The sequence below is a fragment of the Streptomyces sp. V4I8 genome, assembly GCF_041261225.1.
GTDB lineage: Bacteria > Actinomycetota > Actinomycetes > Streptomycetales > Streptomycetaceae > Streptomyces.
This window is the reverse complement of sequence record NZ_JBGCCN010000001.1, coordinates 4,557,063-4,570,524: the sequence shown is the minus strand read 5'-3', so window position 1 is coordinate 4,570,524 and position 13,462 is coordinate 4,557,063. Positions and strand designations below refer to the sequence as shown.

At 70.4% G+C, this 13,462-nt stretch carries 13 protein-coding genes and 1 pseudogene; 10 read left to right on the top strand and 4 right to left on the bottom strand.

The features are described from left to right. Window positions 1-147 precede the first annotated feature (147 nt). The 3 genes and pseudogenes from ABIE67_RS20555 (at window position 148) to ABIE67_RS20545 (ending at window position 2,575) form a co-directional block, all read left to right on the top strand. Window positions 148-903, top strand: coding sequence for a GPP34 family phosphoprotein (locus tag ABIE67_RS20555; protein ID WP_370259336.1), 756 nt, complete (start codon window positions 148-150; stop codon window positions 901-903). A 407-nt stretch (window positions 904-1,310) separates the two neighbouring features. Continuing rightward, window positions 1,311-2,169, top strand: a pseudogene (locus ABIE67_RS20550) (helix-turn-helix domain-containing protein). A gap of 214 nt (window positions 2,170-2,383) precedes the next feature. After that, on the top strand, window positions 2,384-2,575 hold the full coding sequence (locus ABIE67_RS20545; protein ID WP_370259334.1) for a DUF397 domain-containing protein: 192 nt from the start codon (window positions 2,384-2,386) through the stop codon (window positions 2,573-2,575). Window positions 2,576-2,724: 149 nt separating this feature from the next. Here ABIE67_RS20545 and ABIE67_RS20540 read toward each other — a convergent pair whose 3' ends face one another. The 3 genes from ABIE67_RS20540 to ABIE67_RS20530 all read right to left on the bottom strand — a co-directional run bounded on the left by ABIE67_RS20540 (window position 2,725) and on the right by ABIE67_RS20530 (window position 5,158). Then, a complete protein-coding gene (locus ABIE67_RS20540) occupies window positions 2,725-3,576 on the bottom strand; it encodes a MerR family transcriptional regulator (protein WP_370259332.1) in 852 nt (283 codons plus the stop codon). An 84-nt stretch (window positions 3,577-3,660) separates the two neighbouring features. Next, a complete protein-coding gene (locus ABIE67_RS20535) occupies window positions 3,661-4,164 on the bottom strand; it encodes a glutathione peroxidase (RefSeq protein WP_370259330.1) in 504 nt (167 codons plus the stop codon). Window positions 4,165-4,183: 19 nt separating this feature from the next. Beyond that, window positions 4,184-5,158 carry an ArsR/SmtB family transcription factor gene (locus tag ABIE67_RS20530; protein WP_370259328.1) on the bottom strand — a complete coding sequence of 325 codons (975 nt, stop codon included), beginning with the start codon at window positions 5,156-5,158 and terminating at the stop codon, window positions 4,184-4,186. A 125-nt stretch (window positions 5,159-5,283) separates the two neighbouring features. On the opposite strand from ABIE67_RS20530, the gene ABIE67_RS20525 reads away from it, so the two are divergent. The 6 genes from ABIE67_RS20525 (at window position 5,284) to ABIE67_RS20500 (ending at window position 10,224) form a co-directional block, all read left to right on the top strand. After that, on the top strand, window positions 5,284-6,489 hold the full coding sequence (locus ABIE67_RS20525) for an MFS transporter (RefSeq protein ID WP_370259326.1): 1,206 nt from the start codon (window positions 5,284-5,286) through the stop codon (window positions 6,487-6,489). A gap of 10 nt (window positions 6,490-6,499) precedes the next feature. Further along, window positions 6,500-7,081: a hypothetical protein gene (locus ABIE67_RS20520; protein ID WP_370259324.1), complete on the top strand. Its 582-nt coding sequence runs from the start codon at window positions 6,500-6,502 to the stop codon at window positions 7,079-7,081. Window positions 7,082-7,253: 172 nt separating this feature from the next. Then, window positions 7,254-8,036, top strand: coding sequence for a calcium-binding protein (locus ABIE67_RS20515; protein ID WP_370259321.1), 783 nt, complete (start codon window positions 7,254-7,256; stop codon window positions 8,034-8,036). Window positions 8,037-8,171: 135 nt separating this feature from the next. After that, on the top strand, window positions 8,172-8,513 hold the full coding sequence (locus ABIE67_RS20510; protein ID WP_370259317.1) for a hypothetical protein: 342 nt from the start codon (window positions 8,172-8,174) through the stop codon (window positions 8,511-8,513). Further along, on the top strand, window positions 8,510-9,865 hold the full coding sequence (locus tag ABIE67_RS20505; protein WP_370259315.1) for a hypothetical protein: 1,356 nt from the start codon (window positions 8,510-8,512) through the stop codon (window positions 9,863-9,865). Before ABIE67_RS20510 ends, ABIE67_RS20505 begins: the two co-directional genes overlap by 4 nt. Beyond that, a complete protein-coding gene (locus ABIE67_RS20500) occupies window positions 9,862-10,224 on the top strand; it encodes a hypothetical protein (RefSeq protein WP_370259313.1) in 363 nt (120 codons plus the stop codon). The genes ABIE67_RS20505 and ABIE67_RS20500 overlap by 4 nt, the downstream gene beginning before the upstream one ends. Before the next feature lie 79 nt (window positions 10,225-10,303). Here ABIE67_RS20500 and ABIE67_RS20495 read toward each other — a convergent pair whose 3' ends face one another. After that, window positions 10,304-11,551, bottom strand: a complete 1,248-nt coding sequence (locus tag ABIE67_RS20495; RefSeq protein ID WP_370259311.1) for a hypothetical protein — start codon at window positions 11,549-11,551, stop codon at window positions 10,304-10,306. A gap of 197 nt (window positions 11,552-11,748) precedes the next feature. Between ABIE67_RS20495 and ABIE67_RS20490 the strand changes: the two genes are divergently transcribed. Beyond that, on the top strand, window positions 11,749-13,200 hold the full coding sequence (locus ABIE67_RS20490; RefSeq protein ID WP_370259309.1) for an FG-GAP and VCBS repeat-containing protein: 1,452 nt from the start codon (window positions 11,749-11,751) through the stop codon (window positions 13,198-13,200). Window positions 13,201-13,462 lie beyond the last annotated feature (262 nt).

Here is a 13,462-nt window from a genome sequence, read left to right as displayed (position 1 = left end):
ATGTACCAGTGTCCTGTGCGCGACCCTCTACTCATGCGGTAGACGAGAACGACATACCTACCGGTTCCCTCACGAACCGGTCACGCACCCTCGACAGATGAATGTGAGAGGGGTCACCCTGTCTTTCATCCACGCGGGGAGGCATGGATGGGCAGGAGCCGCAGAACGATTCCGGAGGAGCTTCTGTTGCTGGCGTTGGACCCGACCACGGGTACCACCGCACAGCCGCAGTCGCTCGACCTTGGTCTGGCCGGAGCGCAGCTAGTGGAGCTGGCGCTGGCCGGACGGATAGCCCCAGACGGGGATCGTATCGCCGTGGTGGCACCACGGCCGACTGGAGATCCGACATTGGACTGCGCGTTGGAGTTGCTGCGAAGGCGTGGCGCTCCCGTACGTGCCGTCCACTGGATCGGCGGGCCCCGGCTGGGGCTGCGCCAGACCTACCTCTCGCATCTGGAACGGTGCGGCATGGTGCATGCCGTGGCGGGTCAGATGTGCGGGGTGTTGCCGACCACTCGCTATCAGGCGACGGACAACGAGATCAGCCGGGAGATCAGGGCCCGGCTGGATTCGGCGATCCGCACCGGCGTACCGCCGGACCCGCGGACCGCGGCGCTCGCCGCCCTGGCACACGCGGTCGGTCTCGGCAAGCACCTGTATCCGGGGAATGAGGGGCGTTCCTCTCGCTCCCGGTTGCGGGATCTGATCAGGCACGACCCCATGGGCGGTCTCGTCGCGCACGCCGTGATGGACGTCCAGAACGGCGCGGCGGCCCAGCCGCGTCGCAGCCCGGCCCCGGCCGGCCGTCAGGCCGCCCCCGGAGGCAGGGCCGCAGCGGAACCCGCCCGTGGCGTTCCGGTGCAGCCGCACCGCGGATCCATGGCGCGCGTCGTGGCCCACTGAGCCGCAGTTCCACGACCCGCACCAGCGCAGCACCCGGCCGATCGCACCACCGCACCACCGGGCCATCGCTCGACCAGCACCACGCGCAACGCATCACGCAACGCACCACACGCACGCATCACATGCTCCATACGCACGCCACGCGCAGCGCCGCGCCGCAGTCCCCATGACCGGTTCGGGAGCCGCTGTCCGCGCGGGGTGACGGGACCGTACGTCCGGACGACGACCGGGTCCCGTCGCCCCGCGCGGACGTATGTGCCGGTGTTGTGCCTGAAGGTCCCCGAACTGGCGTGTATCCAGCGCATATCCACCGTTTGCCAGCGGTAGGAAGCACCTTGGTGGCAGTCTGCTCAACAGCAGATACGCAAAGTGGCAATCACAGGCAGGCAGCCGGAGGTGCACGTCCCGTGGCGTCCAATGTCAATCCCACCGTCAGGCGACGCCGGCTGGGCCAGGAGCTGCGCCGGCTCCGCGAGCTCAAGGGCATGACGGCCGAAGAAGTGGCCGAGCGGCTGCTGGTGTCGCAGTCGAAGATCAGTCGGGCTGGAGAACGGCCGGCGCAGTATCAGCCAGCGCGACGTCCGCGATCTGTGCGGGGTCTACGAGGTGGAGGACCACCGGATCGTCGACTCCCTGATGCAGATGGCCAAGGATTCGCGGCAGCAAGGATGGTGGCACTCCTTCGGCGACATCCCGTACAGCGTCTACATCGGGCTGGAGACGGACGCGGCGAGTCTGCGCGTGTACGACCCGCAGGTCGTCCCGGGGCTGTTGCAGACCAAGCAGTACGCGGAGGCCCTGATCGCCGGGGCGTTGCCGGAGACGGCGTCGGCCGAGATCGAGAAGCGGGTCCAGGTGCGGATGCGCCGACAGGAACGAATCTCCACCGAGGAGAACCCGCTCCGGCTGTGGACCGTCCTGGACGAGGCTGCCCTGCGCCGGGTCGTCGGCAACCGCTCCCTCATGCGTGACCAGTTGGAACAACTCGTCGAGCAGTCCCAGCTGCCGCACGTCACCGTGCAGGTCATCCCCTTCGACATGGGCGCGCACCCGGGCCTCAACGGGCAGTACGCGATCCTGGAGTTCCCGGACGCGGCCGACTCCAGCGTCGTCTACATCGAGGGCGTCACCAGCGACCTGTACCTGGAGAAGGCGAACGACGTGCAGAAGTACAGCGTGATGTACGAGCACCTGAGGGCGCAGGCCCTGAACGTCGACCAGTCGCGGCAGTTCATCGCGGACATCGCCAAGGAGTACGCGCGCTGAGAAGCGCCGTACCGTACACCGGCCCAGGGTGGGATGGAAGACTCCTCTGGAATATGCCACCCGGCCGAGTGAATAGTCGCTTCGTCAGCCGATGTTGGCGAGTAGCGTCGATCACGCCACCCAGCAACAACGTTGGCGTGAACCGCCCTGCGGGATCCGGTCCGGACGCGCAGTGCGGTGACAGCAACTCAACATCTGGCAATTCGGAGCAAACATGGCAATTCGTCAGGGTTCCACGGACACGTGGACCAAGTCCTCGTACTCCACAGGGAACGGCGCGTGCGTCGAGGTCAAGTCGCCGCTCGCCGCGGCCATGGCGGTGCGGGACTCCAAGGTTCCCGAGGGCCCGGTCCTGGCGTTCCCCGCGAACGCGTGGAACACCTTCGTGGCGTCGGTCAAGGCGTGAGGGGCGGTTCCGGCTGATCCTCACCCGCGACCGACCGCACGAAAAACAACTGCACAAGCACCACAGGAAGAGCCCTCTCGACCAGCCCGCCGTCCTTGCCGAGAGGGCTCGGCTGTGCCCCGGCCGTCACGGCCGGGCCGCCCCCGGCGTCACCTCACCGGGACCGCCACATCGCACACCGGGTCCTGTGCCCCCGCCGCCTCCCAGTCCGCGAAGTACACCTCCCGGCACGGGCCTGTCTGCTCCAGGCCCTCCCGGGCGATCCACTCCTCCACCGCCTCGAAGGCGGCCAGGATCTGCGGATGGGCCACCTGGGCCTTGGTGATCCGGGTGAAGGCCAGCCGCTGCGCGGGCTGCACCCGGACCTTCGTCTCCCAGCCACGGCCGCGCTCCTCGGCCCATGCCCGGGCCGCCGCCTCGTCGGCAACCGGCACGCACGACTCGGCAGGGCCGTCGCTCTCCATCGACACCTCGGAGTGGTACACGACGAACGGCGGCGCCGTGATCCCGCCGCACGCCGGCGCCGCCGACTCCAGCCGGCCCAGCGACGCCCCGATCCACGCCGGCAGTTCACCCGCCAGCACATGCCGTGCCTCGCTGATCACCACCTGCTCGGGCACGTCCACCGTCTCGACCACGAACTTCCCGTACATCTCGGAGCTCCTCCCCGACAGCCGTCCACGGAGGTACTCGGCCAGCGTCCGCTGCCCCGCCACCCGCGCCTCGACACCCGCCCAGTACGCGTCGAGCCGGGCGGCGGCCGCGGCCCCGTCCGAGGCCTCGACCACCTCCGCGATCCGCGCGAGCGGCATGTCCAGCTGGCGCAGCAGCGCCACCAGACGGGCGCGTTCGATCTGGTCCGCGCGGTAGTAGCGGTAACCGCTGACCTCGTCCACCTGCGCCGGGGCCAGCAGCCCGAGGCGGTCGTACAGGCGCAGGGCCTTGGCCGAGAGCCTGGCCCGCGCGGCGAACGCGCCGATGGTGAGCAGTTCGTCGTCCACGGCCCTCTCCTCCGTCACCGGGCGGCTCTTCCGCCCGGTGACAAGGACGCTCGGCCCTGCCCCAGGGGCAAGGTCAACACCCGCCTACGCCAGCTGGGCCTCGACGGCCGCCACGAGCTCCGCGGCCTCCGGCTCGGTCTGCGGCGAGAAGCGGGCGACGACGACGCCGTCCCGGCCGATCAGGAACTTCTCGAAGTTCCAGCGGATGTCACCGCTGTGCCCCTCGGCGTCGGCGAAGCCGACCAGGCGGTCGTACAGCTGGTGCCGGCCCTCCCCGTTGACCTCGACCTTCTCGGTCATCGGGAAGGTCACGCCGTACGTCGCCGAGCAGAACTCGGCGATCTCCTCGGCGCTGCCGGGCTCCTGGCCCATGAACTGGTTGCAGGGCACCCCGAGCACGGTGAAGCCACGCTCCGCGTACTGCTCCTGGAGCTTCTCCAGGCCGGTGTACTGGGGGGTCAGGCCGCACTTGGAGGCCACGTTGACGATGAGGACCGCCCGGCCGGCGTACTGGGCCAGGTCGGCGGGGCCGCCGGTGAGGGCGTTGATGTCGACGTCGAGGGGGGAGTTGCTGTCATGGGTCGTCATGAAACGGATGCTAACTCCGCTACGAGTCGCGCCGGTGCTGGGCCCCGACGAGGACGTCCCCCGCCGCCGACCGCGAGTACAGCACCGACCTCCCCGCCCGCCGCCGCTCCACCAGCCCCGCGTCCAGCAGCACCCGCAGATGCCTGCCCACCGACCCCAGCCCCTGCCCGGTCACGGCGACCAGCTGCGTCGTGCTGAGAGGGGAATCGAGGAGCACGAGCACCTCCGCGCGCGCCGACCCGAGCAGGACCCCCAGGCTCGCGGGGACCGCCCGCGCGCCGGGGTCCGTGAGGGCGCCCGCGCAGGGGTAGATCAGCGCGTACCGGCCGGGGTCCTCCCAGGACACCCAGCCGCCCTTCGGAGTGACCGGCACGAAGACGAGTTCGGCGCCGGCGATCTCGCGAGGCGGGTACTCGTGCAGGTTCACCTGGAGGCGGTTGCCGCCGAGCCAGCGCGTGCGCCCCGGCCGCAGCGAGTCCAGCACTGCCGCCCACCCGCCCCGGCTCGCCAGTGCGGTACGGGCGACCACGTCGGCCTCCAGGACGCGGCGGCGCCGGTCCCAGTCCGGGCGTACGGCCTCGGTCCAGACGTAGGAGAGGAGCGCGGCGGCGCGTTCCGGCAGGTCGTCCCGGTCCAGTACGGCGGGGAGGGGGCCGGCGAGGGAGACGGTGAGGTGGGCGCGGGCCCGGCCGGGGTCGGCCGCGCGGATCAGGGCCAGGCCCGCCTCGATGGTCTCCCCGTCCCTCGGCGTGGGGGTGAGGAAGTCGGCGATCCAGTCCTTGCCGAGCCCGGCACGGACGAGGTGGGCGGTCACCGGGTCGGCGGCGAGGCGGGCCCGGTAGCCGGGCAGATGGTCGGCCAGCCAGGCGCGTTCGCCGGGGTGGGTGGCCGTGCCCGAGTGCAGCAGCTTCAGCGCGGCGAAGGTCTCCGCGAGCGGGGAGAGGACGAAGCGGCTCGCGGCGAGGGTGTCGGCGTTGATCTGCCACCAGCCCATGCCGTAGCCCTCCTCCCCCTGCTCCGTCCCGCTTCTCTCCGGCTTGTCTCCGGCTTCTCTGCGGCCACCTTTCGCGCCCCCGCGAAACAATAACGACGCGTCGCTGCTCCCCGCAGACTCCGCGCATGCGCAGCTACCAACAGCTCTTCCGCACCCCGGAGTTCACCCCGCTCTTCCTCGCCTCCTCTGCCAACGTCCTGGCCCAGACGATCGGCGGTCTGGCCCTGGGCACGCTGGTGTTCCAGGCGACGGACTCGCCCCTGCTGTCGGCGGTGAGCATGTTCGGGCCCTCGCTCACGCAGGTGCTCGGGGCGACGTTCCTGCTGTCGGGCGCCGACCGCCTGCCCCCGCGCTCCACCCTGACCGGCATCGCCCTCGTCTTCGCCGCCGCCACGGCCGTACTCGCGCTGCCCGCGCTGCCCGTCTGGGCCGTCTTCGTCGTCCTCTTCGGCCAGGGCCTGGTCGCCTCGCTCGGCGGGGGAGTGCGGTGGGGGCTGGTGAACGAGATCCTCTCCAAGGACGGCTTCATGCTGGGGCGTTCGGTCTTCAACATGATGGCCGGGCTCGCCCAGATCCTCGGATTCGCCACCGGGGGCATCCTGGTGACGGTCCTCTCCCCGCGGGTGTGTCTGCTGCTCGCGGCGGCGCTGTACGTCGTGTCGGCGGTCGTGGTCCGCCTGTGCCTGACCCCGCGCCCGCCCTGCGCCCAGGGCCGCCCGTCCGTCGCCGAGACCTGGCGCGCCAACGCCGTGCTGTGGTCCTCCCGCCCCCGCCGTCACGTCCTGCTGGGCCTGTGGCTCCCCAACGGTCTCGTCGTCGGCTGCGAGTCCCTCTACGTCCCCTACGCCCCCGAGAACGCGGGCACACTGCTGGCCTGTGCGGCGCTGGGTATGTTCGCGGGGGACGTGACCGTGGGCCGGCTGGTGCCGCCCGCCGTGCGCCGACGCCTCGGCACACCCCTGCTGGTGCTGCTGGCGACGCCGTATCTGCTGTTCTTCCTGCACCCGCCGCTGCCGCTCGCCGCCCTCGCCGTCACCGTGGCCTCGGTCGGCTTCGGGGCGAGCCTGGTCCAGCAGGAGCGGCTCATGGCGCTGACCCCCACCGAACTGAGCGGCCACGTCCTCGGACTGCACGGCTCCGGAATGCTCACCATGCAGGGCGTGAGCGCCGCCCTCGCCGGCTCGATCGCCCAACTGGCCTCCCCCGCGACGGCGATGACGGTCATGGCGGTCACCTCGCTGACGGTGACCGTGACGTTGGGGGTGGTGAGCCGCGGGGATGCGCGGGACGGGAAAGGGGAGTTCCTCTCGCACGGCGGCCGGACGACCTAAAGTGATCGAAATGCCGCCTCTGCCAAGCGTTTTCGTGGGTGGGTTGATCGGTGCGACGTTCGGGACGGTCTTCGTCCTGGTGAACGCGCACACCCCGCTCGACGCCGCCGTCGGGACCGTGCTTCGCGTACTGGCGGTCCTGGCAGTGGCCGCGTTCGTGGCGCTGGTCCTGCTCACCGGCAAGCGCGTGAGGGCGCACGGCGGCGACAACAGGTCGCCCCAGCCGGTCAACATGTTCGGCGCCCGTTATCGCTGGGTCGTGCTCGGCGAGGCGGTGCTGCTGTTCGGGGGCATTCAGGTGCTCCGCCTGTTCGACGCTCCGGATGAGGCGAACGTGGCCTGGATCGCGCTCGTCGTCGGCGTGCACTTCCTGGTGCTCGCGCGGGTGTGGAGCCGGCCGGCCGTACTCGTCCCGGGAGCCGGGCTCACCGCCCTGGGGATCGTCGGACTCGTGCTCGCCTCCGGCCCGGCAGTGGCCTGGGTGCCGTTCGTCAGCGGGGTCCTCTCCGGAATCACACTGCTGGCGGGGTCGCTCGCCTTCGCCGTACGGGACTATCGGGCGGTCGGCGCCCGCGGCGAGGCCCGGCCGTAGTCCGCTGGCGGGTCCGCCCACCGCCTTGAAGGACGCGGACGAGAACCGGCTGCCGAGCCGCGTTCATGCATAGGTCACCGGCATATTCCGGCGGTGATCACCTGTGCGTACACTGCCTCCATTCATCGGCGGTCTGCCCAGGGGGTGGCAGGCCCGACCCCTCGGGGACTCCATGCGCAGACTGACGATCGGCTCCGCCCTGATCGGTTCCGTGGCCCTGGCCACTCTCCTCGTCCCCGGCGCGCAGGCGGACGAGGTGGTGGGTAACGCCGATGCCGGCGCCTTCCGGATCACCGGCGGAGGCGGCACGGGCAATGACGTCGTTCTGGGCACCACCGAGTCGAGGAAGATCACGGTCGAGCTGACCGCGAGCGACGACTCGGGAATCTCCGTCGCGGACTTCACGCTCTATCACGGCAGCAGCCTCAGCAAAGCCGACGCGATCCTGAAGCCCGCCGAAGCGAATCCCGTCTGCACGGCCGACGGCACCAGCGCCGTCTGCACCAAGCACTACACGATCGACCCCCGGCGTGATCTGAAGAACTCACTCGCCGGCATCTGGAAGGTCGCCGTGGACGTCCGGGCCAAGGACGGCGACTACGTGAAGTCGGACGGCCACACCACCTTCTTCATGAAGCGCTACGCCAAGCTGACGGCCAACGCCTCTCCCGAACCGGTCGCCAAGGGCCGCACGATCACCGTGACCGGCAAGCTGAGCCGGGCCAACTGGGACACCCACGACTACCGCGGCTACGCGGGCCAGCGCGTCTCCCTGCAGTTCCGCACGCCCGGCACCGACTACTACGATCCCATCGGCTACGTCACCACGAACACATACGGTTCCCTGGCCGCCAAGGTCACCGCGTCCGCCGACCGCTACTGGCGGTACAGCTTCGCCGGCACCATGACGACCGGCGGCGTGAAGACGGCGGGCGACTTCGTCGACGTGCGCTAGCGGGCAGCCGCCAAGGGCCCCCGGCCACGACGGTCAGGGGCCTTTCGCGTGCGCCCCGGCAGGATCCGGACGTGACAGGTTGCATCCGCAACTGGCATGCTCACGGTCGCGATCATTGTCAACATCGGGGGAACGATGACCACAGGGCCCGGAGGGTTCTCGGCACGGGCCGAGTCCCTGGACGGCAGTTCGCATCTCCTGAACGAACTGGCCGGACTGCTCTACGCCGGACGCATGGACGGGGAGAACGCCACGCAGTGCCGCGTACCGCGCTCCCACCCCCAAGTGGCCGAAGCCGTGGAGGACTTCGCCCGGTATGCGCAGGATCAGTACGGGGACCTCGTGACCTTGCTGTCGGCCCTCTCCACGAAACTGCGGTCGACGGGAAACGCCTACGTGCAGGCCGACGCCGGCGCGCAGCGTGCGATGGACGACCTGCTCGACGAGGGGCGTTACGTCGCGCCCGAGGACCGGTGAGCGAGCGCATGGCCTACCGCGTGGACGTGGAGTTCCTCGACACGTCGAACCCACAGCTGATCGAACGGACCGCGGCCGAGTACGGCCGGCTGCACACCCTCCTGGCCTCGTGTGACGACGACTTCCGCAAGGCCGGGAAGGTCGAGTGGGAGAGCGAACACCGGGAGCGCTACACCAAGCGGCTGCAGGAGGCACTCGACCTCGCGGAGCACCTCTCCGCGGCCTTCCGGCGCGTACGCAAGGCGTTGGACGACTACGCCACGGCTGTCGAGCAGGCCAGAGCCCACTTCGAGAGCGGCCGGACCGCAGAGGACCGGCTGGTCGAGGTGATGTCCCGCGAAGCGCACGCGATCACCCCCACCGCGCGCGCCGCGGAACCACTGCACCAGTGGGAAGACCTCCGAGCCACGACCGGTTTCCTCGACTGGGCGGCAGAACTCACCGTCGACGTGGACGCGATCCGCGAAGAGGCCGAGCACTACTACAACGCCACCAGGAACCACTACGACGACGCCCGGCGCGTGGAGTCCGCGGCCCGCGAGGACTGCGTGCACGAGATACGCGCAGCCCTGCGGTCCCTCCCGGACTTCCGCGGCGGCGACAGCACCTACCCGGCCCTGCTGGTCGGCGCCGTGGACGCGCTGCGCCACGAAGTGAGCGACGCGAGCCGCAACCCGAACACACAGCTCCCCGGCACCGGCACGAAGGTCGACTCGATCCCCGCGGTGTCGAACGACACCCCGATCTCCCCCTCCCTGCAACGCATCCGGGACAGGCTCGCGCACCTGCCCGCCGCGCAGGCCCACTACCTCTGTCTACCGTCCGACGACGACGCCGGCCGCCGCGAGTACATCTCGGGAAACAAGGCACTGATCAACGACGCCGCCCACCACTCCGGGCTGCCCCCCGAGATGGTGGCGGGCATCGCCTGGATGGAAGTCGAAGGCGACCCCTCCTGGATCGACGAGGCCGCCTACGGCGTCCGCCGTCGCATACCCGGCACGGGAGAAGCGGACCAGACCTCCATGGGCCCGATCGCCATCCAGATACGCCGATCCGCCGAAGTACTCGGCTACGACCCGGAGAACCTCACCGCCGCCCAGCGTGAAGAGGTCGTCAACGCGACCAAGGACCCGGCCCAGAACATCTACCTCGCCTCGGAGTACCTCGCCCAGGTCAAGTCCGAGAGCGAGTTCGCCGACGTGCCGCCGGAGCAGATGACCAGGGAACAGATGCGGGAGCTGGCCGCCCGCTACAACGGGGGTCACTACTACCGGAGCGATCACGCTCAGGCCTACGGCCAGGGATTCGACGAGAACGTGGACGACGCGAAGCGGGCGCTCGGAGCATGAACGGGGCGGGGCCGTCGCGGGGGACGCGGACGTCACGAGCGGCACGAGCAGCACGGGCGCCCCGGGCGTCCCGGGCCAAAGGCGTCGCCTGCGCGGTCGTACTGGTCATCGGCCTTCTCTCGGCGGGAGCCGCCACCGGTATGGCCTACCTGTCGCATCCGCTCGGCCCCTGGGACCACCAGTCCTACGACCACATACAGCTGTTCGGCACGATCGGGCTCTCCTTCGCCCTGCTCACCGCACCGCTCGCCGTTCTGGCTGTCGCACGCCGCTGGCTACGGCTGTGGTGGATCGTTCCGTGTGTGCTGGTCACGGTGGCGGCCTGGGGACGACTCACCGTGATCTACCCGGCCCGCTGACCTGAGCGCCGCACGGGAACCCGGTCAACGGGCGAAGGGGTGGGCTGTGCCGGCCAGCCGGGCGGCCTGTCTGATGGCATCACCCCGCTTGAAGCGGTGACGGGGTGTTCCCTGCCGAGTCGTGCCTCCAGCAGGACCCGGCACGCGTCGAAGCAGTCGTATGCCCGCCGTGCTGCCGCGGCGGCTTCCTGCCGCGTGTCCGGGGCGCTCTCGGCACCCCACAGCTCGGCCTGTCGCAGACAGAGCTGCCCGAGTCCGTCGATGAGGTCGGTGTCGGTGAAGTCGTCGTAGAGCCGCTGCGCGAGGTTCTGCTGCTCGTCGGTCGGTTCGATCTCCGCGCTTGAGCGGTCGGCTCCACGGGGGAGTAGCGCCTGCTGTGCAAGTACCTGCCGATTCTTGTCGTGTAGTCGGTGCTGATGAGCTTCTCGAAGGCGGCATCGACGCGTTCCTGGTCGACCGGCGCGCCGGACTCCAGCCGGATCCGCTCACGCATCACGATCACTCGCTCCGACTGGAAGCGATGGTTGAGCGGTTCGTCCAGTTGCGCGGCCGCCCGTTCGAGCGCCGCCTCGCGATCGGACGGATCCAGCGACCCGTAGCGGACGTGGCTGAGCAGGGCCTCCGCCATCTCGATCTGGGCCTGGCGCCGCTCCTGCCCACTGCGGGTGTTGCGGATCACCGACTCCAGATTCTCGACCACCTCGGTGTACTCCCACAGGTAGCGGTGGAGCCGAGCGCGGGCCAGCTGGAGCTCGGTGTCGAGCGGCCACGAGCTCTTCGCCCGGTCGAGGACGGCCCAGGCCGGGCCGTAGTCGACGCTCTGCCCTGCCTTGCCACGGACCTGCTGGTGCGCCGCCCGGAGCCGTTGGTACTCGCGCTCCAGGTCGAAGCGCAGCTCCAGCAGCCCGCCGGTGTCGCCGGTCTCGGCCTGCTGCACGAGGACCTCGTCGTACGGCTGGAGCAGGGCCATCGCGGCGTTCGCGCCGTCCAGCCGGAGAGTCGGATCGGCATGGCGCCGGTGGACGCTGCGGAGAAACCTGGCGACGGTCAGGCTGACGGGCAGCCCCCAGGTCGGAACCGGCCCGTACGAGCCGGTGAGGATGTCCATGACGAGATCCACCATGGCGGACCGTTCCTCGTCGGTGGGCAGTTCGAACGCCTGGTGCTTCGCCGCCTCGAGGAGCCTGCGGGTCCACAGATGCCGCAGTGCCGTTGTGGGCGCGCAACGCTCAAGACCCACACAGCCGAGGCGCACGGCCTCCGCCAACGCCTCCAGCCGCTCCGGCTCGTTGTCGGCCACCCTCGCCCGGGCCCGGCCGGCGCGCATGCAGGCTGAGCTGCGTGGCCTCACCACCGGTGGTGTTCGGCTGGGGCAGCAGCTGAAACCGAGGTCCTCCGTCTGGAGAGCAGTCCCAGGGCAGTCCCAGACCCGTCCGTACAACCATTCGGCCGCCGGGTAGGTCGTAGAGCGCGGTCGATCAGATCAACAGGTCGCTCACAGCACGATCTCGACAACGGAGACCCATGCGCGCCAGACGTACCGCCCTCGCCGCTGCCGCAGCCCTCGTGGCAGCGGTCTGCGCACCGCTCCTGACGGCCCCCTCGGCGTCGGCGGCCCCCGCCAAGCTGTCCGACGACTTCAACGGTGACGGCTACCGCGACTTCGTCATGCTCGGCGGCTCGCACGGCAAGGACGGCCGGGTCACCGTCGTCTACGGCACGTCGACCGGCCCCGGCACCCGTGTCCAGACCATCCACCAGGACTCGCCCGGCATCCCCGGCGCGGCGGAGGAGGGCGACTGGTGGGGCGCCGCCGCCACCGCCGCCGACCTCGACCGGGACGGCTACGCCGACCTGGTCGTCTCCTCGCCCGGCGAGAACGTCGGCACCATCCAGTCCCGGGGTGGGCTGACCGTCGTCTGGGGCAGCGCGAGCGGCCTCGGCTCGGGCACGGTCTTCAACTCGCCGGCCCCGCAGGAGTACGAGAACCAGGGCGACCACTTCGGCGAGGACGTCGTCTCCGGCGACTTCGACGGCGACGGCGACCCGGACCTCGCCGTGACCAGCAACAGCCGGGTGGGCGTGGTCCTCCTGAAGGGCCCCTTCACGCGCACCGGCGGAAAGAGCGGCTGGGATTCCCTGGGCGATGGCTACGGCTATCTGCACGCTCCCAACCTCGTCGCCGGCCGGGTCACCGCCGACGCCGCGACCGACCTGTACATGCTCGGCTGGGATCTCCAGGCAGGCAACGACATCAACCTGCGGGCCTACTTCCACCGCGGCGGCAGCACCTTCACCCAGCGTGCGGGCGAGGTGCTGGTGCCGGACGACGGCGGCCACCAGGGCGGCGACATCCTCGCCGTCGGCGACTTCGACAAGGACGGCTACGGCGACCTCGCCATCGGCCGCGGCTACGAGACGGGCGACGGCGAACGCGGCTACGTCACCGTCCAGTACGGCGGCTCCGGCGGCCCCGACACGGCCCGCAAGCCGGTGAAGTTCAGCCAGAACACCACCGGCGTACCCGGCTCCTCCGAGAACGAGGACTACTTCGGCTCCGCCATCGCCGCCGGCGACGTCAACGGCGACGGCTACGCCGACCTCGCCGTCGGCGCCCGAGGCGAGGACCTCGGCACCAAGCGCAACGCCGGCTCGGTCACCGTCCTGCTCGGCCGCGCGGGCGGCCTGTCGGGCACCGGCGCCAAGTCCTACTCCCAGGACACCTCCGGCATCGCGGGCACCCCCGAGACCGAAGACCAGTTCGGTGCCTACCTCAAGCTCACCGACTACACCCGCGACGGCCGCGCCGACCTGATGATCGACACCAACGAGCAACTGGGGTACGAGGACCGCTGGGGCCTGGTCCACCAGCTCAAGGGCTCCACGTCGGGCATCACGACGACGGGCTCCAAGACGTACTCCGTGACGACCCTGAAGCTGTCGTACGCGCGACTGGGCGGGCCGTTCGCACGCTGAGTCCACTGACCCCTGGGCCCGCGGCGACCGCTGAGGAGCGATTCCTGTCCAGCCCCCCCCGGCCTGCCGGCACCGAGCCCGCAGGCCGGGGCGGGGCCGGGGGCGGGGGCTTTGGACGCGATTCATCTCGCCGAGGGACCGCTGCTCCGCGGCGTGGCTGCCGAGCACCTAAAGATCGTCTCGATTCCCCTGTTCTGCTCGCTCATCGCCTGAGCCTCCGACAGCAGCAGGCGAACGCCGTACGCGTCGGCCGTCCCGCCGA